26 protein-coding genes are annotated in these 25,349 nt (G+C 63.8%); 15 read left to right on the forward strand and 11 right to left on the reverse strand.

Going from position 1 to position 25,349, the window contains the following annotated elements; translation table 11 throughout:
* Positions 1-49: 49 nt before the first annotated feature.
* Both L867_RS0107460 and L867_RS0107465 read right to left on the reverse strand, forming a co-directional pair.
* The gene (locus L867_RS0107460) at positions 50-1,138 is read right to left on the reverse strand and encodes a coiled-coil domain-containing protein (protein WP_028736290.1); all 1,089 of its coding nucleotides are present in this window, start codon (positions 1,136-1,138) and stop codon (positions 50-52) included.
* A 227-nt stretch (positions 1,139-1,365) separates the two neighbouring features.
* Positions 1,366-1,752 (reverse strand): c-type cytochrome, encoded by a 387-nt coding sequence (locus L867_RS0107465; RefSeq protein WP_028736291.1) that lies wholly within the window; start codon positions 1,750-1,752, stop codon positions 1,366-1,368.
* Positions 1,753-2,049: 297 nt separating this feature from the next.
* On the opposite strand from L867_RS0107465, the gene L867_RS0107470 reads away from it, so the two are divergent.
* From L867_RS0107470 to L867_RS27320, 6 genes are all read left to right on the forward strand, one after another.
* Positions 2,050-3,006: a choline ABC transporter substrate-binding protein gene (locus L867_RS0107470; RefSeq protein WP_028736292.1), complete on the forward strand. Its 957-nt coding sequence runs from the start codon at positions 2,050-2,052 to the stop codon at positions 3,004-3,006.
* A gap of 79 nt (positions 3,007-3,085) precedes the next feature.
* Positions 3,086-3,961, forward strand: a complete 876-nt coding sequence (gene choW / locus L867_RS0107475; RefSeq protein WP_028736293.1) for a choline ABC transporter permease subunit — start codon at positions 3,086-3,088, stop codon at positions 3,959-3,961.
* Positions 3,958-5,004: a choline ABC transporter ATP-binding protein gene (choV, locus tag L867_RS0107480; RefSeq protein WP_028736294.1), complete on the forward strand. Its 1,047-nt coding sequence runs from the start codon at positions 3,958-3,960 to the stop codon at positions 5,002-5,004. Before choW ends, choV begins: the two co-directional genes overlap by 4 nt.
* 45 nt (positions 5,005-5,049) lie before the next feature.
* On the forward strand, positions 5,050-5,799 hold the full coding sequence (locus L867_RS24805) for a HugZ family pyridoxamine 5'-phosphate oxidase (protein WP_037172875.1): 750 nt from the start codon (positions 5,050-5,052) through the stop codon (positions 5,797-5,799).
* Between the two features lie 110 nt (positions 5,800-5,909).
* Positions 5,910-6,230 carry an ArsR/SmtB family transcription factor gene (locus L867_RS0107490; protein WP_028736295.1) on the forward strand — a complete coding sequence of 107 codons (321 nt, stop codon included), beginning with the start codon at positions 5,910-5,912 and terminating at the stop codon, positions 6,228-6,230.
* A 96-nt stretch (positions 6,231-6,326) separates the two neighbouring features.
* Entirely contained in the window at positions 6,327-6,563 is a 237-nt protein-coding gene (locus tag L867_RS27320; protein WP_146086569.1) for a hypothetical protein, read from the forward strand.
* Between the two features lie 31 nt (positions 6,564-6,594).
* Here the strand turns inward: L867_RS27320 and L867_RS0107500 are convergent, their stop codons facing one another.
* Entirely contained in the window at positions 6,595-8,565 is a 1,971-nt protein-coding gene (locus L867_RS0107500) for a PhoX family protein (RefSeq protein ID WP_028736296.1), read from the reverse strand.
* A 332-nt stretch (positions 8,566-8,897) separates the two neighbouring features.
* Between L867_RS0107500 and L867_RS0107505 the strand changes: the two genes are divergently transcribed.
* Positions 8,898-10,226, forward strand: a complete 1,329-nt coding sequence (locus L867_RS0107505; protein WP_028736297.1) for an aspartate aminotransferase family protein — start codon at positions 8,898-8,900, stop codon at positions 10,224-10,226.
* A gap of 460 nt (positions 10,227-10,686) precedes the next feature.
* Here the strand turns inward: L867_RS0107505 and L867_RS0107510 are convergent, their stop codons facing one another.
* The 3 genes from L867_RS0107510 to L867_RS0107520 all read right to left on the reverse strand — a co-directional run bounded on the left by L867_RS0107510 (position 10,687) and on the right by L867_RS0107520 (position 11,800).
* Positions 10,687-10,899, reverse strand: coding sequence for a hypothetical protein (locus L867_RS0107510; protein ID WP_028736298.1), 213 nt, complete (start codon positions 10,897-10,899; stop codon positions 10,687-10,689).
* A 170-nt stretch (positions 10,900-11,069) separates the two neighbouring features.
* Positions 11,070-11,480 carry an SRPBCC family protein gene (locus L867_RS0107515; RefSeq protein WP_028736299.1) on the reverse strand — a complete coding sequence of 137 codons (411 nt, stop codon included), beginning with the start codon at positions 11,478-11,480 and terminating at the stop codon, positions 11,070-11,072.
* Positions 11,477-11,800: an ArsR/SmtB family transcription factor gene (locus L867_RS0107520; RefSeq protein ID WP_028736300.1), complete on the reverse strand. Its 324-nt coding sequence runs from the start codon at positions 11,798-11,800 to the stop codon at positions 11,477-11,479. Before L867_RS0107520 ends, L867_RS0107515 begins: the two co-directional genes overlap by 4 nt.
* Before the next feature lie 271 nt (positions 11,801-12,071).
* Here L867_RS0107520 and L867_RS0107525 point away from each other — a divergent pair, with 271 nt between their 5' ends.
* Both L867_RS0107525 and L867_RS0107535 read left to right on the forward strand, forming a co-directional pair.
* Positions 12,072-13,178 (forward strand): branched-chain amino acid ABC transporter substrate-binding protein, encoded by a 1,107-nt coding sequence (locus L867_RS0107525; protein WP_028736301.1) that lies wholly within the window; start codon positions 12,072-12,074, stop codon positions 13,176-13,178.
* Positions 13,179-13,373: 195 nt separating this feature from the next.
* Positions 13,374-14,243: an aldose 1-epimerase family protein gene (locus L867_RS0107535; protein ID WP_028736302.1), complete on the forward strand. Its 870-nt coding sequence runs from the start codon at positions 13,374-13,376 to the stop codon at positions 14,241-14,243.
* Positions 14,244-14,294: 51 nt separating this feature from the next.
* On the opposite strand, the gene corA is transcribed toward L867_RS0107535, so the two are convergent.
* Complete coding sequence (gene corA / locus L867_RS0107540; protein WP_028736303.1) at positions 14,295-15,287, reverse strand: magnesium/cobalt transporter CorA; 993 nt, start codon at positions 15,285-15,287, stop codon at positions 14,295-14,297.
* 316 nt (positions 15,288-15,603) lie between these two features.
* On the opposite strand from corA, the gene L867_RS0107545 reads away from it, so the two are divergent.
* From L867_RS0107545 to L867_RS0107565, 5 genes are all read left to right on the forward strand, one after another.
* A complete protein-coding gene (locus L867_RS0107545) occupies positions 15,604-16,569 on the forward strand; it encodes a magnesium and cobalt transport protein CorA (RefSeq protein WP_028736304.1) in 966 nt (321 codons plus the stop codon).
* A 109-nt stretch (positions 16,570-16,678) separates the two neighbouring features.
* Positions 16,679-18,373 (forward strand): adenine deaminase, encoded by a 1,695-nt coding sequence (gene ade / locus L867_RS0107550; protein WP_028736305.1) that lies wholly within the window; start codon positions 16,679-16,681, stop codon positions 18,371-18,373.
* Positions 18,374-18,382: 9 nt separating this feature from the next.
* Entirely contained in the window at positions 18,383-18,628 is a 246-nt protein-coding gene (locus tag L867_RS0107555; RefSeq protein ID WP_028736306.1) for a DUF4160 domain-containing protein, read from the forward strand.
* A complete protein-coding gene (locus L867_RS0107560) occupies positions 18,609-18,884 on the forward strand; it encodes a DUF2442 domain-containing protein (RefSeq protein WP_028736307.1) in 276 nt (91 codons plus the stop codon). Before L867_RS0107555 ends, L867_RS0107560 begins: the two co-directional genes overlap by 20 nt.
* Positions 18,881-19,666 carry a potassium channel family protein gene (locus tag L867_RS0107565; protein WP_028736308.1) on the forward strand — a complete coding sequence of 262 codons (786 nt, stop codon included), beginning with the start codon at positions 18,881-18,883 and terminating at the stop codon, positions 19,664-19,666. Before L867_RS0107560 ends, L867_RS0107565 begins: the two co-directional genes overlap by 4 nt.
* A 12-nt stretch (positions 19,667-19,678) precedes the next feature.
* Here the strand turns inward: L867_RS0107565 and aac(6') are convergent, their stop codons facing one another.
* Both aac(6') and bglA read right to left on the reverse strand, forming a co-directional pair.
* Positions 19,679-20,125 carry an aminoglycoside 6'-N-acetyltransferase gene (gene aac(6') / locus L867_RS0107570; RefSeq protein WP_028736309.1) on the reverse strand — a complete coding sequence of 149 codons (447 nt, stop codon included), beginning with the start codon at positions 20,123-20,125 and terminating at the stop codon, positions 19,679-19,681.
* Positions 20,126-20,140: 15 nt separating this feature from the next.
* Positions 20,141-21,805, reverse strand: a complete 1,665-nt coding sequence (gene bglA / locus L867_RS0107575) for a beta-galactosidase BglA (protein ID WP_028736310.1) — start codon at positions 21,803-21,805, stop codon at positions 20,141-20,143.
* A 310-nt stretch (positions 21,806-22,115) separates the two neighbouring features.
* Here bglA and L867_RS0107580 point away from each other — a divergent pair, with 310 nt between their 5' ends.
* Positions 22,116-23,183 (forward strand): glycosyltransferase family 4 protein, encoded by a 1,068-nt coding sequence (locus tag L867_RS0107580; protein ID WP_028736311.1) that lies wholly within the window; start codon positions 22,116-22,118, stop codon positions 23,181-23,183.
* An 18-nt stretch (positions 23,184-23,201) separates the two neighbouring features.
* On the opposite strand, the gene der is transcribed toward L867_RS0107580, so the two are convergent.
* Together der and L867_RS0107590 are read right to left on the reverse strand one after the other, a co-directional pair.
* Positions 23,202-24,629 (reverse strand): ribosome biogenesis GTPase Der, encoded by a 1,428-nt coding sequence (der, locus tag L867_RS0107585; protein WP_028736312.1) that lies wholly within the window; start codon positions 24,627-24,629, stop codon positions 23,202-23,204.
* A 38-nt stretch (positions 24,630-24,667) separates the two neighbouring features.
* A complete protein-coding gene (locus L867_RS0107590) occupies positions 24,668-25,339 on the reverse strand; it encodes a tetratricopeptide repeat protein (protein WP_028736313.1) in 672 nt (223 codons plus the stop codon).
* Positions 25,340-25,349: the final 10 nt, after the last annotated feature.

Below are 25,349 nucleotides of genomic sequence, written 5' to 3' on the forward strand. Positions count from 1 at the left end.
GAGGGCGCGCGGATCGCCGCTCCGCCCCCCCGGACACCCCAAACGGGCGTCACGGCTTCACGTAATTGGCCGAATTGTGCTTGTCGAGAACCGTCTGGAAGCGCCGAGCGAAGGCCTCGTCGGCGAGCTTCTTGCGGCGCTGGATATCCTGCGTCGCCAGCATGTTCTTCTCATGCAGTTCGAGCAGGTCGCCGATATGCTTCTGGGCGGCGGCACCGACGCCGGCCATGGTCTCTTCGGCCGCCGTGTCGACCTGGCTGCCGAGCGTGTTGATCTTGTGCGCCACGTCCTGCTGGGCGGCCGTCTTCAGCGAGTCTTCCAGCGCCTTGTAGAGCACGATGCGCTGCTCCGTATCGATGGTCAGCTTGTTGATCAGCGTGTTCTGCGCCGCGATCTGGTTGTTGAGGCTGTCGACGAAGGTCTGGAACATCGAAGTATAGCGTTCGAGCGTCTGGCTCTCGGCCAGCAGCTCCTGTTCCTTGGCCTGCGCCTGGTTATACTCGGTCGCAAGCTTCGAGCGCTCGCCCTCCAGTTCGGTCCGGGCCGACTGGTCGGTCGAGGCAGCGATCCTGTTCTCGATGTCGAGCAGCATCGGGTTCAGTTCCTCGATGCGCTTCTGCGTCGTCTCCAGCGTGGCGATCGTCACCTTGCGCCGTTCGATCACCTGAATCAGGCTCGCCTCGGAGCTCTTGTAGCGCTGGTCGAGAACGGTGCGCTGCTCCTTCAGGATGCCGACGATGCTGTCGGACTTGGCCAGCAGTTCCTGCAGGTTTCCGGCGAGCGACATGTTGCGCACCCGCTCGGTGCGCATGCGCTGCGCCTTCTGCTTGGAGAAGATGCCGATGAACTTCTCGTAGCCCGAATAGCTCTTCATGCTCTCGAACTCGGCGCCGAACACGTTGGTCGCGTCCTCCAGCCCGATGATCAGGTCGGCGATGTTCGCCTCCATCACCTTCTGCTGCTTGATCACATCCTCGATGCGCGCGTTCTCGATGTCGAAATTGACATCGCCGAGTTTGGTGTCGGCCTTGGCGAACTGGTCGAGCACCACGCTCGACTGCTCCATCTTGCCCCTCACCTCGTTGACGATGGTGCGGGTCTTTTCGATTTCGCTGTCGAAGGATTGTAGCGAGGCCATGCGAACGTCTCCCTGAACTGTCGCCGGATACCCGTCCGGCCCAAGCGGCATGTGACCGCAACCTTATAACAAATCAATGATATTAGAACCGCCGCGGCTGTCGCCGGACAGAAAAATACAAGTCAGATATGGAGGCTGGCGCTCCGCCTGCAAGGGCGGCAGACAAAAACGGGCAGCGGCACGCCTGCGCGCCGCTGCCCGGTTGTGAATGGCGATGAACCGGTGGCTTACTTAACGGCGGCCGGGTTCTTCAGGTAAGCGATGACATTGGCGATGTCTTCCGGCTTCTTCAGGCCGGCAAAGGTCATCGTCGTGCCCTTGACCAGGTCACGCGGCTTGGGGAGGTACTCGGTCAGCAACTGCTCGGACCAGACCTTGCCGTCGGCGCCGAATTCGGTCATGGCCTTCGAATACTTGAAGCCTTCCACGGTGGCGACCTTGCGGTCGACGACGCCCATCAGCGACGGGCCGACCTTGTTCTTGGCTTCGGTGGCCGTGTGACAGGCCTGGCATTGCTTGAATACCTTGGCGCCGGCGACGGCATCACCTTCGGCAAAGGCTGCGCCCGCCGGAATGGTCAGCGAAGCGGCCAGGATCAGACAGCGAAGTTTCATGAACTCTCCCTTTGCAATTCGTGGCGCGCCGCGCGAATGCGGCTCGTCCATCGGTCATACTAGAGCAACCATGCGCCATTTTCCACAGGACGCAATGCCGCGGTCTTAACTTATGTCAAGCGAACCTAATGTTTTCAGGGTCTTCCCCAGGTCAAGGTCGACTTAAGAATCGATCTGAAGGGGCTTTTTGCCACGTCGCAAACAGGGAGGGGTTTGAGGCGCAAATGCGCAGGTGCGCTTGCTTTTGTGATGTATAGAATGTTGACTTGGGAACATTAAAAAAAAGGGAGTACCACTATGACGAAAATCAAATTCCACCGCCTGACCATCGCCACCGCTACCGCAGTCCTCGCGCTCGGCACCTTGCCGGCGATGGCGGCTGAAGCAGAAAGCTGCTCCGCCGTCCGCTTCTCCGACGTCGGCTGGACCGACATCACCTCGACCACAGCAACCGCGTCCGTGCTGCTCAAGGCGCTCGGCTATGAGCCCACCGTCACGGTTCTCTCGCTGCCGGTCACCTATACCTCGATGAAGAACAAGGACATCGACGTCTTCCTCGGCAACTGGATGCCGAGCCAGTCCAACGACATCAAGCCCTATACCGAAGACAAGTCGGTCGAATCCTACGGCCCCAACCTCGAGGGCGCGAAGTACACGCTGGCCACCAACGCCAAGGGCGCCGAGCTCGGCATCAAGGACTTCGCCGACATCGCCAAGCAGAAGGACGCGCTGGAAGGCAAGATCTACGGCATCGAGCCGGGCAATGACGGAAACCGCATCGTACTCGAGCTGATCGAGAAGAACGAATTCGGCCTCGAAGGCTTCGAAGTCGTCGAATCCTCCGAACAGGGCATGCTCGCCCAGGTCGCCCGCGCCGAACAGGACGGCTCGCCGGTCGTCTTCCTCGGCTGGGCTCCGCACCCGATGAACGCCAACTTCAAGCTGACCTACCTGACGGGCGGCGACGCGACCTTCGGCCCGAACTTCGGCGGCGCCTCGGTCTACACCAACATTCGCGCCGGCTACCTCGCCGAATGCCCGAACGTCGGCAAGTTCATCACCAACCTCAAGTTCTCGCTCGACATGGAAAACCTCGTCATGGGCGGCATTCTGAACGAGGGCAAGGATCCGGAAGTCGCGGCGACCGATTGGCTGAAGGCCAACGGCTCGGCGATCGAGCCGTGGCTCGCAGGCGTCACCACCAAGGACGGCGGCGACGCTCTGGCAGCGGTCAAGACCGCACTCGGCCTCTGAGGCAACTGACTAAGGGAGCGGCGAAAGCCGCTCCCTCTTCATTCAGGAGTATCACAAGCCGAAAAGGCACTGGGGAACCATGGACTGGCTGACGGATTACAAGATCCCGATCGGGGTTGGCGCCAAGGAGGCAGTCAACTGGCTGACCACCAATCTGAAATTCTTTTTCGACTTCATTGCGACGATCCTCAACGCATCGATCAATGCAATGCTGTTCGTGCTTCAAGCGCCCTATCTGAAGGGTACGGCCTATGCGGAATTCTATCCGCTGGTCATGATCGTCGCGTTTACCGGCGTGGCCTGGCTGATGCGACGCTCCATGGGCATCGCGGCCTTCACGCTCGTCGGCCTGCTGGTCATCTACAACCAGGGCTACTGGAAAGAGACCATGGAAACGCTGGCCCTTGTGCTGGCCGCGACCGGCGTCTCGATGGTGGTCGGCATCCCGATCGGCATCGCCGCGGCCCGCCGTCCTTGGCTCTATTCCGGCATCCGGCCGATCCTCGACCTGATGCAGACGATCCCGACCTTCGTCTACCTGATCCCGGCACTGATCTTGTTCGGCCTCGGCATGGTGCCGGGCCTGATCGCCACGGTCATCTTCGCCATTCCCGCGCCGATCCGGCTCACCCGCCTCGGCATCATCTCCACCCCGCCGTCGCTGGTTGAAGCAGCCCAGGCCTTCGGCGCCACGCCCTCCCAGGTGCTGCGCAAGGTCGAACTGCCCTTCGCCATGCCGCAGATCATGGCCGGCCTGACCCAGACCATCATGCTCTCGCTGTCGATGGTGGTGATCGCCGCCCTCGTCGGCGCAAGCGGGCTCGGCGTACCGGTCGTTCGCGCCCTCAATACCGTCAACATCGCCAAGGGCTTCGATTCCGGCCTCTGCATCGTCATCCTCGCCATCATCCTCGACCGCATCTTCCGGTCATCCGACGAAGGAGACGCCGCATGACCGCCGTTCAATTCGACAATGTCTCGATCATTTTCGGACCGAACCCGCAGCGCGCGCTGACCATGGCCGATGCAGGCCGCAGCCGCGACGAGATCAGCGCCGAGACCGGGCTGGTTCTCGGCGTGGCCAATGCCTCGCTCGACATCAAGGAAGGCGAGATCCTGGTTCTGATGGGCCTGTCGGGCTCCGGCAAGTCGACGCTGCTGCGCGCCGTCAACGGGCTTGCGCCCGTGGTGCGCGGCGACGTCAAGGTGTTCAACGACGGCAAGACGACCAATCCCTACACCTGTTCGCCACAGCAGCTGCGCGATCTGCGCATGCACACCGTCTCCATGGTGTTCCAGCAGTTCGGCCTGCTGCCGTGGCGCACGGTTGCGGAAAACGTCGGCTTCGGCCTCGAACTGGCCGGCGTGCCCGATGCCGAGCGCAAGCTGCGGGTGGAAGAACAGCTTGAGCTGGTCAACCTGGCGAAATGGTCCACGCGCAAGGTACAGGAACTGTCGGGCGGCATGCAGCAGCGCGTCGGACTGGCCCGCGCCTTTGCCACCGGCGCTCCGATCCTTTTGATGGACGAGCCCTTCTCGGCCCTCGATCCGCTGATCCGCACCCGCCTGCAGGACGAACTCCTCGAGTTCCAGCGCCGCCTGAAGAAGACCATTCTCTTCGTCAGCCACGACCTCGACGAGGCCTTCCGCATCGGCAACCGCATCGCCATCATGGAGGGCGGACGGATCATCCAGTGCGGCACGCCGCAGGAGATCGTGCGCAACCCGGCCGACCAGTACGTCGCCGATTTCGTCCAGAACATGAACCCGATCAACATGCTGACCGCCCGAGACGTCATGCATCCCGGCGTCGGAAGCGGCCCCAACGAGGGCAGCGTCGCCGGCACGGCCAAGCCCGAGACGCCGCTCGTCGAGATCCTCGACGTGCTGTCGCGCCAGCCCGGGACAATCGGCGTGGTTGACAACGGCGCGATCATTGGGACGATCTCGGCGCAGGATGTCGTCGCCGGACTTACCCTGCACCGGCGCAAGGCCTGAACGGACGCATCCGTTCAGGCGACATCGCATGAAACGGAGAAAGCCATGACGGACAAACCCTCGGTGATTCGCGAAACCGACGACGAGGCGCGCGGGCTTGCCCGCCGCCTCCTTCGCTCCGCGCGCTATGTCGCACTCGCAGTCATCGATCCCCAGACCCGCTTCCCCTCCGTCAGCCGCGTGCTGCTGGGAACCGACACCGACGGTTCGGCGGTCATTCTCGTCTCGGCGCTCTCGGCCCACACAAGGGCTCTTGAGGCCGACCAGCGGGCGTCCCTGCTGGCCGGCGAGCCCGGCAAGGGCGATCCGCTCGCCCATCCGCGCCTCACGCTTCAGTGCATCGCCGAGCCCGTCGAGCGCAGCAGCCCGGCGCATGACCGCCTCAGAAGCCGGTTCATCGCCCGCCATCCGAAGGCGAAGCTCTACATCGATTTCCCCGATTTTCGCTTCTTCCGGCTCATCCCCCAGTCGGCCAGCCTCAATGGCGGCTTCGGCCGCGCCTATCTGCTGCCTGGCGAAGACTTCCGAATCACGCCCGAACCCACCGGAGATTTCTCCGGAAGGGAGCTGGAACTACTGCAAGATTTAGTGAGTACAAAACCAGAACTCGCGCAGCGGGTGGCGACCCAACACTGCGGCCAAAAGCCGGGAAGGTGGGCTTTTTGTGGCCTGGACCGGGCCGGAATTGACCTAATTTCAGGCGATTTACTGGTTAGATACGATTTTGGGCATCATATAGGGTCGCAGGCGGAACTCTATTCCATGTTCGCTAATACAGCATACCCGATACCTTAAATTTAGGCATATACAATTTTTTGAGTATTGTTAGAGTTCTAACATAACCAATTTGATGGATTGCAAACCGTCGCCTTCCCCCCGAGGCCCGGAAAACGAAAGTTGATATGATGAAAACCAAGGCATTGTCCGACCAGTCCATTGCAGCCGCCGGCCTTCTTACCGCCATGGCAAACCCCAAGCGCCTCATGATCCTCTGCAGCCTGGTCGAAGGCGAAGTCCCCGTCGGCGTCCTCGCCACCCAGGTCGGCCTCAGCCAGTCCGCCCTGTCCCAGCACCTTTCCAAATTGCGCGCCCAGAAGCTGGTGAAGACCCGCCGCGATGCGCAGACCATTTACTATTCCAGCACCTCCGAATCGGTCATCAAGATCCTCGGCACGCTGGAAGACATCTATTGCTCGACCACGGCTAGTAGTAAAACGGCCGCCTGACATTGCGCCGCCGGTGGCGGCAACAGGCAGATCGATCGAGACCTGACGCTCGCCCGATCTGAACTTCGGCACTTTGGAAATCACGCGATTACATGCTTGGACCGGCAGATCTCTGATTTGCCGGTCCTTGTTTTTCACAATGCGGGGATTTGCAGCAATGCAGGCACCGACCCCTCGCTTGGGAACGCCGGGATCGGCACCTGCCAGCGCTTGCCGCCGGTCAGCCGGATGATGCCCAATCTGCCCTTCGGGTCGACCATCCTGCAATCGCCACTTTCCACCATCGACCTTGCCCTGAGCTTGACGACAAGCCCGGCGCCTTCCGTTACGTGAAGTACGGAAGGCGCCGAGCCACCGATACGGCCTAGCTGCCGACCACGGCACTGTCGTCTCGGCTGAGCACGATCAGCGCCGGGCGAGCCGGCTGGCCTTGCTTGAAGTCCGGCCAGCTGGTCCCGGCATCGGCGATCGAGGCGGCATCCTCGTCATCCTCGAAGCGCAGTTCGCCGGGGTGCTGGATCGAGATGAACACCGTCTTGCCATCCGGGGTGAAGGTCGGCGAGCAGCATTCCGAACCGATGGGCGCGACGTAGAAGAGCTTCGGCAGCGCACGCCCCTCGCCCTCGGTGTCCATGACGAACAGCGCATCGGCAATGCCCTCGGGCGGCGGGCCGTCGGTTGCCACCCACAAGCGACCGGACGGGTCGACCGACAGGTTGTCGGGGTCGGTGAACCAGCCATTGGCCGAGGTCGCCGGGTGGAACATGGCGCCGTCCTCGGCCACCGCCGGATTGCCGCACAGGACGAAGACGTCCCATTTGAAGCTGTCCGCGGCAAAGTCTGCCTTGTCCGGCCCGCCGGGAGGCACCAGTTCGAGCAGGTGACCATGCGGATTGGGTCCGCGCGGGTTGGCGGCGTTCACCTGCTCGCCCTCGTCCCCCTCGCCGGTCGGCAGACGGTCCTCGTTCTCGGTCATCGCCACGTAGAGCTTGCCGGTCTTTGGATGAACCACGAAGCCTTCCGGCGCATCCATCGGCGTCGCCCCCAGAAGGTCGGCGGCAGCCCGGGTGTTGAGAGTCACGTCGGCCTGGGTCGCAAACCCGGCCTCCGCCGTCAGCGGGCCCTCGCCGGCCACCAGCGGCAGCCATCTCATCGTGCCGTCGCTCTCGAACTTCGCCAGCGACAGCGTACCGTTGTCCAGCAGGTCGCGGTTGGCGGCGCGGTCGGTCGGGTTCCACGGGTCGCGGGTGACGAAGCGGTAGAGATATTCGAAGTCGTCGTCGTCGCCCATGAACACCACGACGCGGCCATCCGGCGCGACCGCGCACTGCGCGCCCTCATGGGTGAAGCGGCCGAGCGCAGTGCGCTTGACCGGCTTGGCCGTCGGGTCGAGCGGGTCGATCTCGACCACCCAGTCGAACCGCATCCATTCGTTCGGCTCTTCCTCGAAGCGGAAGCGCGGCTCGATCCGCCCGGCGCCGTAGATGTCGTTGTCCTCCTCGTCCCAGCCCTGGCGCTCGACCAGTTCCTGGTTGGGCAGGGTGGTGAAATCGCCGGCAAAGACGTCCATCGAGCCTTCCTCGCCCGACAGCAGCGTGCCCCAGGGGGTGATGCCGCCATTGCAGTTGGAAATGGTGCCGAACACCGTCTTGCCCGTGGGATCCGCCTTGGTCTTCAGCCGATCGTCGCCGGCGGCCGGACCGGAGAGCACCATTTCCGTGCCCATGTGGATGCGGCGATTGTACTGGCCGTCGCGCACGATCTCCCACTGCCCGTTCGTCTTCTTCACTTCAAAGACCGACAGGCCGACCGAGGCCATGACGGCGCGGATCTGGTCGTCGGTCAACTTTTCGCGATAGTCGTCCGCCGTCAGCCCCGGAAACATCAGGAACGGGGTCGCATATTCGTGGCTGACCAGCATCAGCCCGTGCTCGGAGCTTGCCGATCCCTGCGGCAGCGGCATGAAGAACGTGAAATCGTTGTTGTAGCCGAACTGGCGCTCGGCCGCCTTGCCGTCGAGCGTGGCCGGATCGAAGGCCGGGCTGTCCGCAAACAGGCTGTCGCCCCAGCGCGCCAGGATCTGGCGGCTGTAGCCGGTCGGCCAATGATCCTCCCGGTCGCGCACGCGCGTCAGTTCGGCAAAGGTCAGCGTGGAGACTTCGGCAGCACTTGCCGTGCGGCCAAGATAGGGCATGGCGACGGCGCCGGCAGTGAGCGCCAGGAAGCCTTTCAGAACGCTGCGGCGTTCGATGCCGCTGGCGAGCACGGTACCATAGGTCTCTGCGAATGCGCGGCGCGGGTTCGGCCGCGCCCTGGTCTTCTGGCGGTCTGACATAGGTTCTCCCGGTAAATGCAATGAATTGATCTGAAATACAGGCAACGGACCTTGGTCCGGATGCTTGCGCTCGCAAGTCTAGCGGCGTCGCGCGAAGTCCTGATGACGGTCGGAAAGTCAAAAATACTTGCCGAAGGACCGCCCGTTCGGGCCTTGGCGCGGCTGTCGGCCGGGCAAACATAACCGGAACCAGCACCATCCATGATGTTTCGTGATGACGGTTGACGACCTTGGTCGCCCTGTTAATTTGTCCGGGTTTTCTCGAATATCCGGCATATTCGCCGCCAACCGGGAAATGGCCGCCCGCAACACAAAGGCCATGGAGAAATTTGATGTCGAACCGCCTGAATACAACGCCCAACGACCTGCGCGCCTTCTGGATGCCGTTCACGGCAAACCGCCAGTTCAAGAAGGAACCGCGCCTCTTCGTCGGCGCCAAGGACATGTACTACACGACCCATGACGGCCGCCAGGTGCTCGATGGCACCGCCGGTCTCTGGTGCGTCAATGCCGGCCACTGCCGCCCGAAGATCACCGAGGCGATCCGCGAGCAGGCCGGCGAACTCGACTACGCCCCGGCCTTCCAGCTCGGCCACCCCAAGGCCTTCGAGCTTGCCAACCGCCTCGTCGACATCGCGCCGGAAGGCATGAACCACGTCTTCTACACCAATTCCGGTTCGGAATCGGTCGACACCGCGCTCAAGATCGCGCTCGCCTACCAGCGCGTGAAGGGTGAAGGTTCCCGCTTCCGTCTGATCGGCCGCGAACGCGGCTATCACGGCATCAACTTCGGCGGCATGTCGGTCGGCGGCATTGTCTCCAACCGCAAGATGTTCGGCACGCTGCTGACCGGCGTCGACCATATGCCCCACACCCACCTGCCGGCCAAGAACGCCTTTACCAAGGGCCAGCCGGAATACGGCGCCGAGCTCGCCGACGAGCTGGAGCGCATCGTCGCCCTGCACGACGCCTCGACCATCGCCGCCGTCATCGTCGAACCGGTCGCGGGTTCGACCGGCGTTCTCATCCCGCCGAAGGGCTATCTGCAGCGCCTGCGCGAGATCTGCACCAAGCACGGCATCCTGTTGATCTTCGACGAAGTCATCACCGGTTTCGGCCGCCTCGGCGCGCCCTTCGCCACCCAGTTCTTCGACGTCAAGCCGGACATCATCACCACCGCCAAGGGCCTGACCAACGGCGTCATCCCGATGGGCGCCGTCTTCGTCACCTCCGAGATCCATGATGCCTTCATGACCGGTCCGGAGCACATGATCGAGTTCATGCACGGCTACACCTATTCCGGCAACCCGATCGCCTCGGCCGCCGGTCTCGGCACGCTCGACACCTACCGCGACGAGGGCCTGCTGACCCGCGCCGCCGAGCTTGCGCCCTACTGGGAAGAGAAGCTGCATTCGCTGGCCGACTGCCCGAACGTCATCGACATCCGCAATATCGGTCTGATCGGCGCCATCGAGCTCGCGCCCATTGCCGGCGAGCCGACCAAGCGCGCCTTCAACGCCTTCCTCAAGGCCTACGAATCCGGCCTCCTGATCCGCACCACCGGCGACATCATCGCACTCTCGCCGCCGCTGATCATCACCAAGGACGAGATCGACGAACTGTTCGACAAGCTGCGCAAGGTGCTGGTGAACAATATCTGAGCCTGGAGTTCAGAGCAGGATCCGAAGCGGCCGGCAACGGCCGCTTCTTTCGTTTCGGCCGCTCGACAACCCATGCGTCGCGCCGGCACGGCGACCACCTCAGCTGCCATCCACCGGCCACCACGCCCGCGTCCCCTCTTCTCCCCATCGGGGGTGAGGAATGGTCGGCGCAGCCGACGAGACGATCCGGTGGATCGTCTCGAATGACGAACGCCCGGAGCCAAAGCGAAGGGCCGGCAGAGGTGGCGCGTAGCGCCGGATGAGGGGGTGGCGAAGCCCTGCCCATGCGACCGGGGGAATGGGTGAGGCCCACAGAGGACATGCGCCCGACCATTCACCCAAGAGACAAGCAATCGTGAGGTAACGCCCTGGGGACAGCAGCCGGGGCATGCCCCCCTCATCTGCCCTTCGGGCATCTTCTCCCCGCCGGGGAGAAGAGGGCGTCGGCGCCAGCCTTACGCTACCCCTCCACACCGCGCCGCCTTGCCGCATACGGCAGCGCGAACAGGTATATCCCCGTGATGAGCAGCGGGATGAGCGGCACCAGCACCAGCAGGCCGATCCACACGGCCGGTTCAGCCATGCCCATGGCGGCGATGTTGGCAATGACGGCAAGCGTGAAGGCCAGCGACAGCCAGCGGTGAATTTGCCTGATCCATGTGTTCCAGCGCATGGGCGCACTCCTTTCGATTGCGGGCCGCAGACGCTGGCCCGGTTGAAATCCCGGTGGTTCTCGGTAAAGCACGGCAGCGCCGTCCGCGGCCCCGCCCTGAGACGGAAGCGCGTGATGATGACGGCCGCAAAGGCCGGAGTTCTGCGTCGGAGGAAGCGGGGTCGACCGCCTCAGTCCATGCGCGCCAAAACGTCTTCCAGGCTGTCGATGAAACGCGGCCAGCCCTGTTTGGCGCCGCCGTAGAACATCGGCTGGTCGGCCTTGAAGCCGGTCTGCTCCATGCGCAGCATGGTGCCCTTTTCCGTCGGCGTCAGCGTCCAGGTGACGACGCTTTCCAGCGGCTTCGCGTTCCAGCTGTAGGACAGCTTGCGGTTTTCCTCGACGGTGCGCACGCTGCATTCGACCGTGCCCCAATCGGCCCGAAGCGTGAAAGCATGGCCGACCGCCGGCTTGAACTCGTTCTTCATCAGCCATTCCTCGATCAATTGCGGCTGGGTGAGCGCGCGCCAGATCTTCTCCGGCGCATGCGGCAGCTCCCGTTCGACCACGACGGAAAGCGTCTTGCTGGCAGTATCGGTCATTGATCCATCCTCTTGAGCAGGTCCTCGAGATCGTCGAACCGGCTTTCCCAGAAGCCGGTCATCTGTTTCGTCCAGTCGACCAGCGGCGCCAGCGCCTCGAGACGGGCGCTGTAATGCGTCTGGCGCCCCTCGTGCCGGTCGAGCACCAGGCCCGCCCGCTTCAGCACGCCGAGATGCTTCGACACCGCCGGCTGCGACACGCCGGCCTGCGCCGTCAGCGCGCCGACCGTCTGCTCGCCCCGGCGGCAGAGCCGCTCGAAGATCGCCCGGCGCGTCGGATCGGCCAGCGCGGAGAAGAGAAAGTCAGGCGTGTCGCTCATCGAAATTCATAACCCGTTGACTATTGATCAGTTCAATAACTCTCCGGTTATGGGTTTGTCAAGACCGGCCGCCGGGTTGCAAAAACCGCAAGGCTGAACGGCGGAATAAGTCGTACACTGCGCGAAATACGACTGGTCAGCCCGCCCGCCCCGGTGTCTAATGAGGCCCCGCTAAAGAGCGCCTGCAATCATCCCGGCGGCCGAAAACCGCCGGGAAAAGACCGCTGTTCGGGAGCAGCAGAAAAACGGCGCCCATCCAAGGAGAAAAGACATGAACCTGAAACTGCTGACGAGCACCGCACTGGTCGCCGCCCTCGCCTTCGCGTCCGGAGCACGCGCCGAGATCGTCATCGGCCTGATCGCGCCGCTCACCGGCCCCGTCGCCGCCTATGGCGAGCAGGTCAAGCACGGCGCCGAAGTCGCCGTCGACGAGATCAACAAGCAGGGCGGCATCCTCGGCGAGACCGTGGTGCTGAAGCTCGCCGACGATGCCGGCGAACCCAAGCAGGGCGTCTCCGCCGCCAACCAGCTGGTCGGCGACGGCATCCGCTTCGTCGTCGGCCCGGTCACGTCCGGCGTCGCCATCCCGGCCTCCGACGTGCTCGCCGAAAACGGCGTGCTGATGGTCACGCCGACCGCGACGGCCCCGGATCTCACCAATCGCGGCCTGACCACGGTGCTGCGCACCTGCGGCCGCGACGACCAGCAGGCCGAAGTCGCCGCAAAATATGTGCTCGCCAACCTCAAGGACAAGAAGGTCGGCATCATCAATGACAAGGGCCAGTACGGCAAAGGCCTGGCCGACGCCTTCAAGAAGACCCTGAACGAAGGCGGCGTGACCGAGGTCTTCAACGACGCGCTCACCCCCGGCGACAAGGACTTCAGCGCGCTGACGACCCGCCTCAAGGCCGAGAATGTCGAAGTCATCTATTTCGGCGGCTATCACCCCGAAGGCGGCCTGCTCGCCCGCCAGCTCGCCGACCTCGGCGTCAAGGCGACGATCATCGGCGGCGACGGCCTGTCGAACAGCGAATTCGCCTCGATCGGCGGGGATTCCGCCAATGGCGCGATCTTCACCAACGCCTCCGATGCGTTGAAGAACCCGGATTCCAAGGCCGCAGCCGACGCGCTGGCCGCCAAAAACATTCCGGCCGAAGCCTTCACGCTCAACGCCTATGCCGCCGTCGAGGTGTTGAAAGCCGGCATCGAGAAGGCCGGCAGCGCCGAGGATGCCGCGGCCGTTGCAGCAGCGCTCAAGACCGGCGAACCGATCGCCACCGCCATCGGCAAGGTCACCTACGGCGAAACCGGCGACCTCACCTCGCAGAGCTTCTCGCTGTTCAAGTGGGACGCCGGCAAGATCGTCGCCGTCGAATAAGCGTCAAGCCGCCTGTTCGGACACCAGAGCAAACAAGGGGCGGCCGGCGACGGCCGCCTCATTGCTGAGAACCCCGGCGCGGACGTGATACCACCCGCCTTGCATCAATTCCCGCAGCCCCATGCGTTTGCCCGACACAGACCCGGCGAATCCTCTATGCTGCAAGGCACATGAGCCGCGAGGGAGGATACAGCCTTGACCGAGACCGTCCGGATCGAAAGCGACACGCTGACCGTGGAGGTCTCCTCGCTTGGCGCCGAGATGCAATCGCTCGCCCACAAGGACGGCCGGTCCTTCCTGTGGAGCGGCGATCCCGCCTGGTGGTCGGGCCGCTCGCCCATCCTCTTTCCGATCGTCGGCAAGGCACCGGGCGATGTGGTGGAAATCGCAGGCCGCCCCTTCCCGATGAAGCAGCACGGCTTTGCCCGCCGCAGCGAATTCGCCCTGGTGGAAGAGGGCCAAAACGTCTGCCGCCACAGGCTCGGCGCCAGCGACGAGACGAAGGCGAGCTACCCCTTCGACTTCACGCTGGAGCTGGAACACCGGCTGCACGGAAACAGGCTGATGGTCACCGCGACGGTCGCCAATCTCGGCCCTTCGCCCATGCCCTATGGCATCGGCTTCCATCCGGCCTTCGCCTGGCCGCTGCCGGGCGGCGAAGGCAGGCCGCACCGGATCGTGCTCGACAATGGCGGGGAGCCGCCGCTGCAGCGTCTGGCCGACGGCCTGCTTGCACCGGAGCGGCACGCCTCGCCCTTCTCCGAAGGCAGCCTCCTGCTCTCCCCCGGCCAGTTTGCCGATGACGCAATGATCTTTCCCGAGGGGGCCGGCACCGCCCTCACCTACGGCGTAGAAGACGGGCCGACCCTGCGCTTTGCCTTCGACAACCTGCCGAACCTCGCGCTCTGGCAAAAGCCCGGCGCGCCCTTCCTCTGCATCGAGCCCTGGCACGGCATGGCGGCCCATGCCGACGGCACCGCCGAACTTGTCGAGCGGCCGTTCACCGTTGCGCTCGCCGCCGGCGACAGCGCGGGCTACGGTTTTTCGGTCGAGATTGTCGGCTGAGGCACGGTTGGGCCAGGCAACACACCCCAGCCGTGAGGGGTCTTGCGGCCGTCAGAGCCAGCCGCGCCGTTTGAAATAGTAGAAGGGTCCGGCAGCCGACAGCACCATCAACAGGATCGCCCAAGGATAGCCGAGGGCAAACTGCAGCTCGGGCATGAACTCGAAGTTCATCCCGTATATCGATGCGACCAGCGTCGGCGGCAGGAAGACGACCGATGCCACGGTAAAGATCTTGATGATCTGGTTCTGCTCCAGGTTGATCAACCCGAGCGTGGCATCCAACAGGAAGTTGATCTTGCCCGAGAGAAAAGCAGCGTGGTCTCCAAGCGACGAGGCGTCACGCTGCAACAGCTTGACGAGCTGGCGAATCTCCTTGGTCGGCTTGCGGCTCGGCGTCTCCAGCGCCGCGTGATAGGCGACCACCCGTGACATCGTGACCAGGCTTTCGCGCACGCTGCTGAGAAAGTCGCCCTTCTGCCCGAGTTGCTCGATCAGCGACTGCAGGTCCTTGGTCTTCTTGGTCGAGGACGAAGACTTGCCGCGAAACACTTCGCGGGAAATGCCGTCGATCTCGTTGCCGATCCGCTCCAGCACGTCCGCCATCCGGTCGATGACCGATTCCATTACGCCGAGCATCAGGTCGGCGCCGGTCGCATAGACCTGGCTGTTGACCCGCAGTGCCCGCGCGGCGAACATCGCGAACGGCTTGGGATCGGCATGCCTCACCGTGACCAGTGTCCTGCCCTTGAGGATGAAGGTGACTGGGGTCTTGATCGGCTCCTGGGCATCGAGATTGGTCAGCAACGTCATGGTCATGAACTCGGCACCATCCTCCTGATAGAGCCGGGCGGAAAGCTCGATCTCCTCCATCTCGTCGCGGGTCGGAATGGAGATGCCAAGATCTGCCTCGACCTGCCGGGATTCGGCAGTCGTCGGGCTGATCAGGTCGTACCAGAGTATGGCTGGCGCGGTGTCCGAAGTCACGGATTCGGATTGAATCTGCAAGACAAGACGTTCCGCGTCGCGGCAATAGATGCGCAGCATGGCAATGCTCCTTCAGGGCAACAGGCCCGCCCGGAGCAGGAACACCGTTCCTTCACCGAACAGGTCGGAAAATGAGCGTCGAACTTCGACTATCGGGGTCCATTTACGTGTTCCTTGGAAACGACGGCAGAAGGCGCCATCGTCGGTCGGGTTGGGCTAAAAGCGGCGATGCGTCAAGTATTTTTTGCACTGCGGTCGGGGCCTGGTCACGCGCCACTTCGTAAGCCTCCGTTATGGCTTTCCATCCGCGTCCAGACCGTGCCATGTATCGATGCGAAGCGCTTGCTCGACCCAATCCGGACAGACCAGAGGCCCCATGACCGTTATCGCATCCTGCCTTTACCAGAGCGGCCACAAGGTCTGCGACGTGTCCCTGCCGGAGGCGGCACCACCGACCGAAACAGACGGATTCATCTGGATGGGCCTTCACGAGCCAAGCCCGGAGGAGATGGCACAAGTTCAGCAGGCCTTCGGTCTCCACCCGCTTGCCGTCGAGGATGCGCTCAACCTGCACCAGATGCCGAAGATAGAGGTATTCGGCCACCAGCTCTTTGTCAGCGCCAAGTCGGCAAAGCTCGAAGGCGACCGTATCATCTACGGACAGACCTCGATCTTCGTCGGCGCCCACCACATCATCACCGTTCGCCTCGGCTCGGCGCGCGCCCATACCCAGCTGCGCGCCCAGGTCGAGGAAACGCCGCAATTCCTGCGCCAGGGGCCTGACTATGTGCTGCATGCCATTCTCGACTTCCTGGTGGACGGCTATCTGCCGATCGTCGAGAAGATCGAGGACAATGTGCTCGACATGGAAAAGCAGATGCTTGTCTCCTTCCTGGAGCGGGAGCAAATCCGCCGCCTGTTTCGCCTGCGACGGCAGGTGATCCTGTTCCAGCGCATCCTTCTGCCGACCAGCGAGGTGGCCAGCAAGCTGGTGCATCTCGACCTGCCTTCGCTCGATCCGGAAGCGAAACCGTTCTTCCGCGACGTTTTCGACCATGTGAACCGCGTGCAAGGAATGCTGACGGGCCTGCGCGAGATCATCATGTCGGTCTTCGAAGCAAGCAACCTGCTTGAGCAGCAGCGCCAAGGAGTTATCACCCGCCAGTTGGCGGCATGGGCAGCGATTCTCGCGGTCCCGACCGCGATCGCCGGCATCTACGGCATGAACTTCGAGCACATGCCTGAATTGAAGACACAATACGGATATTTTGTCGTCCTGGGCGCTATCGCGATACTCTGTGGCATCCTCTACTGGCGCTTCAGGAAGTCCAGATGGCTCTGACGCAGCGGCCGGACGCGGCCGTGCGCAAAGGACGTGCTCTGTCTCCCCTTCCCCCGCACCGTCCCTGCCAGCTACACTCCTGCTCAACCGAAATCGGAGTATTCAGCGCATGAGCACCTTGGAAAACCGCATCGACCAGGGCACCGGCCGTACCCCCGCCGACATCGTGCTGAAGAACGGCCGCTACTTCGATCTGGTCACCGGCGAGATCGTCCCCTCCGACATCGCCATCTGCGGCGACACCATCGTCGGCACCGGCGAAAGCTATGAGGGCCGCGAGGAGATCGACATTTCCGGCAGGATCGTCGTGCCGGGCTTCATCGACACCCATCTGCACATCGAAAGCTCGCTGGTCACGCCGCATGAATTCGACCGCTGCGTCCTGCCCTATGGCGTCACCACCGTGATCTGCGACCCGCATGAGATCGCCAATGTGCTCGGCGCCGAAGGCATCCGGTTCTTCCTGGAGAGTTCCGAACGCACTATCATGGACATCCGCGTCCAGCTCTCCTCCTGCGTGCCGGCCACCCATCTGGAAACCTCCGGCGCCGATCTGCCGATCGAGGCGCTCCTGCCTTTCCGCCACCATCCCAAGGTGATCGGGCTTGCCGAGTTCATGAATTTTCCCGGCGTGATCCACAAGGATCCGATCTGCATGGCCAAGCTCGAGGCCTTCCAGGACGGCCATATCGACGGCCACTCGCCGCTTCTGTCCGGCCGCGACCTCAACGGCTATCTCTCCGCCCGCATCCGTACCGACCACGAATGCACCAATGTGCCGGAAGCCATGGAGAAGATCCGCAAGGGCATGCACATCCTGGTGCGCGAAGGCTCGGTGTCGAAGGACCTGCACGCCCTGATGCCGATCCTCACCGAACGACTCTCCCCCTTCCTGGCACTCTGCACCGACGACCGCAACCCGCTCGACATCGCAGAAGAGGGCCATCTCGACTACATGATCCGCACCGCGATCGCCCATGGCGTCGATCCGCTCGCCGTCTACCGCGCCGCCTCGATCTCGGCGGCCCGCGCCTTCGGCCTGCGCGACCGGGGCCTCGTCGCTCCCGGCTGGCGCGCCGACCTCGTCGTCGTCGACAGCCTCGAGAGCTGCAAGGCGCAGATGGTCTTTGCCGCCGGCCGCCGCGTTACCGACGCCCTGTTCGCCACCCGCGAGGCGGTCGCCCCCGTCGGCCTCGACAGCGTGAAGGCGCGCATCGTCAAGGCCGCCGATTTCGGCGTGCCGGTCACCGAGGGCGAAACGCCGGTCATGGGCGTGCTGCCCGGCAAGATCATCACCGAATACCGCCGCTTCCGCCTGCCCTCCAACGGCAACCAGACCACCGTCGACCTCGACCGCGACATCATCAAGGTCGCCGTCATCGAGCGCCACGGCAAGAACGGCAACCATGCCAATGGCTTCGTCCAGGGCTTTGGCCTGAAGAAGGGCGCGATTGCCTCGACCGTCGGCCATGACAGCCACAATATCTGCGTGGTCGGCGTCTCCGAGGACGACATGGCGCTCGCCGCCAATCGCCTGGGCGAGATCAACGGCGGCTTCGTCGTCGTTGAGGACGGCAAGGTCACCGGCGAGATCGCCCTGCCCGTCGCGGGCCTGATGAGCCTCGAACCCTTCGAGGTGGTGCGCGACACGCTGCACGACCTGCGCAAGGCGGCCTATGCGCTCGGCACAACACTCCAGGAACCCTTCCTCCAGGTCGCCTTCCTGCCCCTGCCCGTCATCCCGCACCTGAAGATCTCCGACAAGGGCATGGTCGACGTCGACAAGTTCTGCCTGATCGGGTGAGGAGCGTCCATGCCTGTCATCCTTCGGATCGGAAGCCTGAAGTTCTTCTTCTACTCGAACGAAGGGGATCCGCGCGAGCAGATGCATGTCCACGTACGAGACTCGGGATCAGAAGCAAAGATATGGATCGAGCCATCGGTGCGGCTCTCTGCGAGCAAAGGCTTTGACCGCCGAACACTTCGGATTATCATGGGCCACGTTGCGAACAACAGGGCAACCATCGAAAGAGCCTGGCATGAACATTTCGGCGACTGAAGTAACGTTCGACGATCAGACGATGTGGGTGGCACTGGATGACGGCCGCACGGTCGGGGTGCCTTTGGCCTGGTTTCCCCGTCTGCTCAACGCAACGCCACAAGAACGGCTCGCGGTTGAGATAAGCCCGATGGGACTGCATTGGGACGAGTTGGACGAAGACATATCCATCGAAGGTCTTCTGGCCGGTCGCGGAGACCAGACCAGACCAGACGCCAGCCTCTCGCAGCAGAATAGCGCCGCCGAACGACCGTGAAGGCTGAAGCGATACACACTCCATCCCCCCTCCGCCAGCGCCTCGCTCGCCTCTATTTCGGTGAGGATGCCGCCGCCATCCGGTTCCAGTTCGCGCTGATGGTCATCGACCTCGCCATCATCGGCTTTTTCCTCGCCGGTCCCTACCTGCGCGACCGGCCGAGCTATCTGATCATCGACTATCTGATCGCCTTCTGGATCGCGGCCGAGCTGTTTGCCCAGTGGACGATTTCGTCCTCGACCCGGCGCATGTTTGCAAAGCCGATCGTCTGGGTCGATCTCTTCGTCCTCTGCACGCTCACGTTCCCGCAATGGCTGTTCAATTTCGGTTTCCTGCGCGTCGCCCGCATCTGGGCGGTGGCGCAGCGGCCGGTCTTCAAGCTGATGCTGCGGCGCCTCGGCCTGCGCGAACAGGTCGACGTCGTCACCGCCTTCATCAACCTGTTCGTCTTCCTCTTCCTGGTGACGGGTTTCGTCTACACCTTCTTCTTCTACCGCGAGGATGCCGGGACCGGTTTCATCGATGCCTTCTATTTCACCGTGGCCACCGTCACGACCACCGGATTTGGCGACATCACCCTGCCCGGCACGTTTGGCAAGCTCACCTCGATCGTCACCATTATCATCGGCATCTCGCTCTTCGTCCGCCTCGCCCAGGCGATCGTCCGGCCCTACAAGGTGTCCTTCCCCTGCCCGGAATGCGGGCTGCAGCGGCACGATGCGGATGCCGTTCACTGCAAGGCCTGCGGCCACATCCTCAACATCCCCGACGAGGGGCTTTGAGATCAAGCGGGCTCAGGCCACCGGCTTGCGGAAGTAGACGACGCGCTCGGTCTCGGCAAAGCCGAGCGCCTGATGCATCGCGTGCGAGACCCGGTTGTCGATCTCCGCATCGGAGGCCATCTCCTTGACGCCTTTCGCCCGTGCCCAGTCTTCAAAGGCCGCGATCAGCGCCCGCGCCACGCCTTGCTTTCGGAAGGCGGGCGCGACGTAGATCCCTTCGAGGAAGGCGACCGGCGATCCCTCGCAGCCATTGACATAGTCGAAACGCATGGCGGCTTCGAGAAATCCGGTCACGGCACCCGCCTCGTCGACGGCGACGAAGGCGGCCAGCGTGTCGGAACTGGCGAGAGCCTCATCGACCTCCGCGGCATGCCCCTGCCCGGTCTCCTCCGGCCAGAGCTGCTGCCGAAGATCAATCCAGCCGGCACGATCCGTAGCCGTCGCACGTCTGACCTCCATCGACACACCCTCCCTTCATATCCGCGCGCAAAATCCGTCCTGGGCCTCGACCAGCACCACGCCGTCGACCAGGCTGCCGGACAAGCCGGGCATGCCGACCAGTTCCTTGATCGCGATGCGCTGCGGCAGCTTCACCTCCTGCGGACCACCCCTCAGGTTGAAGACGAAGAGCAGCCGGTCCTCGCCCTTCTTGCGGGTGAAGGCGAGCACATCCTCGTCGAGGTCGAGGAATTCCATGTCGCCGTCGGTAAGCGCTGCATGCGCCTTGCGGAAGGCGAGCGTCTGCCGGTAGTGCTCCAGCACCGAGCCCTCCTTGCCGTCCTGCGTGTCGACCGCAAGCGCCGCATGCTCGGCCGGAACCCGCAGCCAGGGCTTGGCCGCCGTGGTGAAGCCGGCATGGTCCGTGGTCGAAACCCAGGGCATCGGCGTGCGGCATCCGTCGCGCCCCTTGAAGGCCGGCCAGAAGCGGATGCCATAGGGGTCGGTCAGGTCCTCGAAGGCGAGTTCCGCCTCCGGCAGTCCCAGTTCCTCGCCCTGGTAAAGGCAGATCGAGCCGCGCAGCGTCGACAGCACGCTGATGGCAAGCTTCGCCACCGCCTCCCGTTCGTCGGCATTCTGGGCAAATCGGCTGACATGGCGATGGACATCGTGGTTGGAAAAGGCCCAACACACCCAGCCGTCGGCGACCGACTTATGGAAGGCGTCAACGCAATGGCGAATATGGTTCGGGGTGAAATCGGGGCCTAAGAGATCGAAGGTGTAGCACATGTGCAGCTTGTCGCCGCCGGCGGTATAGGCCGCGACCGTTCTCAGCGACCGCGCCCCGTCGCCCACTTCGCCGACCGAGGTGCGGCCGTCATACTGGTCGAGCAGCGTGCGGAACCGCTTGAGGAAGCCGATGTTCTCCGGCTGGGTCTTGTCGTAGAGATGGCTCTGCATGCCGTAGGGGTTGACGTCCGGCGCGTCGAGCCCGGCCTCCTCGCTGTCGGGCATGTGAGCCGGATTGTCGCGCAGTTCCTTGTCGTGGAAATAGTAGTTCACCGTATCGAGGCGGAAACCGTCAACGCCGCGCTCCAACCAGAACCTCACCGCATCCAGCAGCGCCTCCTGAACCTCGCGATTGTGGAAGTTGAGGTCCGGCTGCGAGGCGAGGAAATTGTGCATGTAGTACTGCTTGCGCACCCCGTCCCACTCCCAGGCGGGACCGCCGAAGACCGAGAGCCAGTTGTTCGGCGCCGTGCCGTCCGGCTTGGCGGCGGCCCAGACGAACCAGTCGGCCTTTGGATTGTCGCGGCTCGTGCGGCTTTCCTTGAACCACGGATGCTGGTCGGATGTATGCGACAGGACCTGGTCGATGATCACCTTGAGGCCCAGGTCATGGGCCTTGGCCATCATCGCGTCGAAATCGGCGAGCGTGCCGAACATCGGGTCGACGTCACAATAATCGGAGACGTCATAGCCCATGTCCGCCATCGGCGAGGTGAAGAAGGGCGAAAGCCAGATGGCGTCGACGCCGAGCGAGGCGATGTAGGGCAGCCGCTCCGTCACACCCTTGAGGTCACCGATCCCGTCGCCGTCGGTGTCCTGGAAGGAGCGCGGATAGACCTGGTAGATGACGGCGCCGCGCCACCAGTCGGCATTGCTCTTCTGGGGCTTGGCCTTGGCCGGGCTCTTCGTCATGCGCGCTCCTCGAGGGGATGGTGAAACGGTGGGTGTGGCTGCGAATATAGGCCATGGCGCGCCTTAGGCGAGTGCCGAAATCGCACAGCGGCCAAGAGATGCAGCCACCTTCCCCGGCGACCCGCCTTGGCCTGCGTCATGGACCTGACATGCAGTTGTAACATTGCCCGCCCATAACGGCCCTGAACGATGGAGAAACCCTTGAGTCCCGAGGAAGCCTCCCGCTCGAGGCGGGTGTCCGAGCCGGGACGCGACGCGGACGACCGGCCCATGCGCCGCCGGGCCGCCACCGAGAGAACAGCGACCGCCCATGCCCAAGATCATGATCGTCACCGATGCCTGGCACCCGCAGGTGAACGGCGTCGTCCGCTCGATCGAGACGACCAACCGCGAACTGGCGGCCATGGGCTACGACGTGGTAATGATCACGCCGAGGCCGTTTCGCAGCATTCCCATGCCGACCTATCCGGAGATCCGCCTGTCGCTCGCCACCTACGGCCAGATCGCCCGCCGGATCGAGGCGGAAAGACCCGACTTCATGCACATCGCCACGGAAGGCCCGCTTGGCCTGATGGCGCGGCGCTGGTGCCTGAAGAAGCACATGCCGTTCTCGACCAGCTACCACACCCGCTTTCCCGAATATGTCCGCACCCGCGTGCCCGTTCCGCTCTCCTGGCTCTATGCCTATGTGCGCTGGTTCCACAATCGCGGCGGCGCCTGCATGGTGGCGACCGAAAGCCTGAGACGCGAACTGGCGGCCAAGGGCATCGCCAATCTCTGCCTGTGGAGCCGCGGCATCGACCTTGCGCTTTTCCATCCCCGCCCGCAGACCGAGACGCCCTTCGGGCTACCCCGCCCGATCTTCATGACGGTCGGCCGGGTCGCTGTGGAGAAGAACCTGCCCGCCTTCCTCGATCTCGACCTGCCGGGCTCCAAGGTCGTGGTCGGCGACGGCCCGGCTCGCGCCGAGCTTCAGGCCCGCTATCCGGGCGTGCTGTTCACCGGCGTAAAATTCGGAGAGGAACTGGCCAGCGCCTATGCGCAGGCGGATGTCTTCGTCTTCCCGTCGAAGACCGACACCTTCGGCAACACCATTCTGGAGGCACTCGGCTCCGGCGTTCCGGTCGCCGCCTATCCGGTCACCGGCCCCGCCGACATCATCCCGGAAGGGAGCGGCGCTGGCGCGCTTGACGAAGACCTGCGCAAGGCCTGTCTCGCCGCGCTGGAGCGATCACGCGAGGAGGCCCGGCACCTGGCCGAGGGCTATACCTGGCAGGCCGCGACGAAGCAGTTCCTCGACAATGTGATCGAGGCGAAGACGCAAGCCAAGCGGCGGCGCCTGTCGCGGCGCCAGCCTGTCCGCCCCGCGGATGCCTGATGGCGCAACCCTTGGAGGTCAGCGCTTCTTCTTGCGGTTTTCGAACGGATTTTCCGCCGCCTTGAAGTGAATGCGGATCGGCACGCCCGGCATCTGGAAATCGACCCGCAGGCCGTTCGTCAGATAGCGCACATAGCTCTCCGGCAGCGCATCGGCGCGCGTGCAGGAGATCATGAAGGCCGGCGGGCGGGCCTTCACCTGAGTCATGTACTTCAGCTTGATGCGTCGGCCCGACACGGCCGGTGGCGGATGCTGGACCTGGGTATGTTCGAGCCAGCGGTTGAGCTTGGCGGTCGAAATGCGCTTGTTCCAGATGCGGTCGGTTTCGATGATCGCCTGCATCAGCTTGTCCAGGCCATAACCCGTCTGCCCCGCCATCGGCACGGCACGGATGCCGCGCGCCTGCGGCAGCAGCCGGTCGGTCTTTTCGCGCAGTTCGGCCAGCACCGCCTGCGTGTCCTCGACAAGGTCCCATTTGTTGAAGGCAATCACCGCGGCGCGACCTTCGCGCAGCACCAGATCGACGATCTGCAGATCCTGCTTTTCGAACGGAATGGTGGCATCGAAGACAATGACGACGATCTCGGCAAAGCGGATGGCGCGCAGCGCATCGGCGACGGAGAGCTTTTCCAGCTTCTCCTGCACGCGGGCCTTGCGGCGCATGCCGGCCGTGTCGAACATCTTGATGGTGCGGCCGCGCCAGTCCCACTCGACCGAAATGCTGTCGCGGGTAATGCCGGCCTCGGGCCCGGTCAAAAGCCGGTCCTCGCCGAGGAAGCGGTTGATCAGCGTCGACTTGCCGGCATTCGGACGCCCGACGATCGCCACGCGCAGCGGCTTGGTCTCGTCATATTCCGGCTCGATATCCTCGCCCGCTTCGCCGCCGACTTCGTCAGCCGAGACCCGCACGTCCGTCTCCGCCTCGTCGATCTCTTCCGGAAACGCGCGCTCCTCGCCGATCGCCGAGACGATCGCGTCGCGCAGGTCGATCATGCCCTGGCCGTGCTCGGCAGAGATCGGCACGGGCTCGCCGAGGCCCAGCGTGAAGGCATCGTAGAAGCCGCCGTCGGAGCCCTTGGCTTCCGACTTGTTGGCGACCAGCACGACCGGCTTGCCGCTGCGGCGCAGGAGTTCGCCGAAGGTCTTGTCGAGCGGGGTCAGCCCCGCCTTGGCATCGACGACGAACAGCGTCAGGTCGGCATCGTCGATCGCCATCTCGGTCTGGGCGCGCATGCGGCCCTCGAGCGTGTCCGGCCCGGTCTCTTCGAGGCCGGCCGTGTCGATGATGGTGAAGCGGAGGTCGATCAGCTTGGCGTCGCCCGGGCGACGGTCGCGGGTGACACCCGGCGTATCGTCGACGAGCGCAAGCTTCTTGCCCACCAGGCGGTTGAACAAGGTGGACTTGCCGACGTTCGGACGCCCGACGATGGCGACGGTAAAGCTCATGACTGATCGTGTCCTTCTGGCGTTTCCGCCGTGCTGGCTTACGGCGCCTTGCCGGAAGCCGTGATGTTGTCGAGCAGGATCTGGGCGCGGCTGGCGACATTGCGCGGCGCCTCGGCATCCTCGACGATCTGTTCGAACCATTCGCGCGCCTTGGTCATGTCGCCGGCCTTATAGGCGGCCAGACCCAGCGCCTCGCGCGCCGAGTGGCGCATTGCGTCGCGCGGCGTCGCCATGGCTTCGACCTCGGCCGAAACCTGCTCATACGTGCCGTTGTCGATCAGCAGCCAGGCAGCCCGCATGCGGGCGACGTCGCGGATGACGGCCGGAACGGAGTTGTCTTTGCCGATCGCCGAGAAGGCGACGATCGCGGCGGTCGGATCGCCCTTTTCGGCATCGACGGTGGCCGAACGCATGCGCGCCAGCACCGCATAGGCACCGTAGCCATCCTTCTCGAGCGCTGCGAGCGCAGCCTTCGCCTCGTCCGCCTTGCCTTCGTTGGCCAGCGTCAGCGCCGCCAGAAACTTGTCGCCGGCATCCGACGACTGGCTTTCGTGCCAGTATTCATAGCCGCGATAGCCGGCTGTGCCGACAACGATCAGCACGGCGACGGCGATGACCATACGGCCGTAGGTTTTCCAGGCGTTGCGGAACTGGTCGGAGCGAAGCTCCTCATTGACTTCGCGGATAAAGCTGTCGTTGTTGTCAACCATGAATGCTTCC

The organism is Paenirhizobium selenitireducens ATCC BAA-1503 (assembly GCF_000518785.1).
Lineage (GTDB): Bacteria > Pseudomonadota > Alphaproteobacteria > Rhizobiales > Rhizobiaceae > Allorhizobium > Allorhizobium selenitireducens.

Coding starts and splice junctions, on each gene's coding strand:
- L867_RS0107460 (WP_028736290.1), bottom strand. CDS start 1,138: ATGGCCTCGCTACAATCCTTCGACAGCGAAATCGAAAAGACCCGCACC.
- L867_RS0107465 (WP_028736291.1), bottom strand. CDS start 1,752: ATGAAACTTCGCTGTCTGATCCTGGCCGCTTCGCTGACCATTCCGGCG.
- L867_RS0107470 (WP_028736292.1), top strand. CDS start 2,050: ATGACGAAAATCAAATTCCACCGCCTGACCATCGCCACCGCTACCGCA.
- choW (WP_028736293.1), top strand. CDS start 3,086: ATGGACTGGCTGACGGATTACAAGATCCCGATCGGGGTTGGCGCCAAG.
- choV (WP_028736294.1), top strand. CDS start 3,958: ATGACCGCCGTTCAATTCGACAATGTCTCGATCATTTTCGGACCGAAC.
- L867_RS24805 (WP_037172875.1), top strand. CDS start 5,050: ATGACGGACAAACCCTCGGTGATTCGCGAAACCGACGACGAGGCGCGC.
- L867_RS0107490 (WP_028736295.1), top strand. CDS start 5,910: ATGAAAACCAAGGCATTGTCCGACCAGTCCATTGCAGCCGCCGGCCTT.
- L867_RS0107500 (WP_028736296.1), bottom strand. CDS start 8,565: ATGTCAGACCGCCAGAAGACCAGGGCGCGGCCGAACCCGCGCCGCGCA.
- L867_RS0107505 (WP_028736297.1), top strand. CDS start 8,898: ATGTCGAACCGCCTGAATACAACGCCCAACGACCTGCGCGCCTTCTGG.
- L867_RS0107510 (WP_028736298.1), bottom strand. CDS start 10,899: ATGCGCTGGAACACATGGATCAGGCAAATTCACCGCTGGCTGTCGCTG.
- L867_RS0107515 (WP_028736299.1), bottom strand. CDS start 11,480: ATGACCGATACTGCCAGCAAGACGCTTTCCGTCGTGGTCGAACGGGAG.
- L867_RS0107520 (WP_028736300.1), bottom strand. CDS start 11,800: ATGAGCGACACGCCTGACTTTCTCTTCTCCGCGCTGGCCGATCCGACG.
- L867_RS0107525 (WP_028736301.1), top strand. CDS start 12,072: ATGAACCTGAAACTGCTGACGAGCACCGCACTGGTCGCCGCCCTCGCC.
- corA (WP_028736303.1), bottom strand. CDS start 15,287: ATGCTGCGCATCTATTGCCGCGACGCGGAACGTCTTGTCTTGCAGATT.
- L867_RS0107545 (WP_028736304.1), top strand. CDS start 15,604: ATGACCGTTATCGCATCCTGCCTTTACCAGAGCGGCCACAAGGTCTGC.
- ade (WP_028736305.1), top strand. CDS start 16,679: ATGAGCACCTTGGAAAACCGCATCGACCAGGGCACCGGCCGTACCCCC.
- L867_RS0107555 (WP_028736306.1), top strand. CDS start 18,383: ATGCCTGTCATCCTTCGGATCGGAAGCCTGAAGTTCTTCTTCTACTCG.
- L867_RS0107560 (WP_028736307.1), top strand. CDS start 18,609: ATGAACATTTCGGCGACTGAAGTAACGTTCGACGATCAGACGATGTGG.
- bglA (WP_028736310.1), bottom strand. CDS start 21,805: ATGACGAAGAGCCCGGCCAAGGCCAAGCCCCAGAAGAGCAATGCCGAC.
- L867_RS0107580 (WP_028736311.1), top strand. CDS start 22,116: ATGCCCAAGATCATGATCGTCACCGATGCCTGGCACCCGCAGGTGAAC.
- der (WP_028736312.1), bottom strand. CDS start 24,629: ATGAGCTTTACCGTCGCCATCGTCGGGCGTCCGAACGTCGGCAAGTCC.
- L867_RS0107590 (WP_028736313.1), bottom strand. CDS start 25,339: ATGGTTGACAACAACGACAGCTTTATCCGCGAAGTCAATGAGGAGCTT.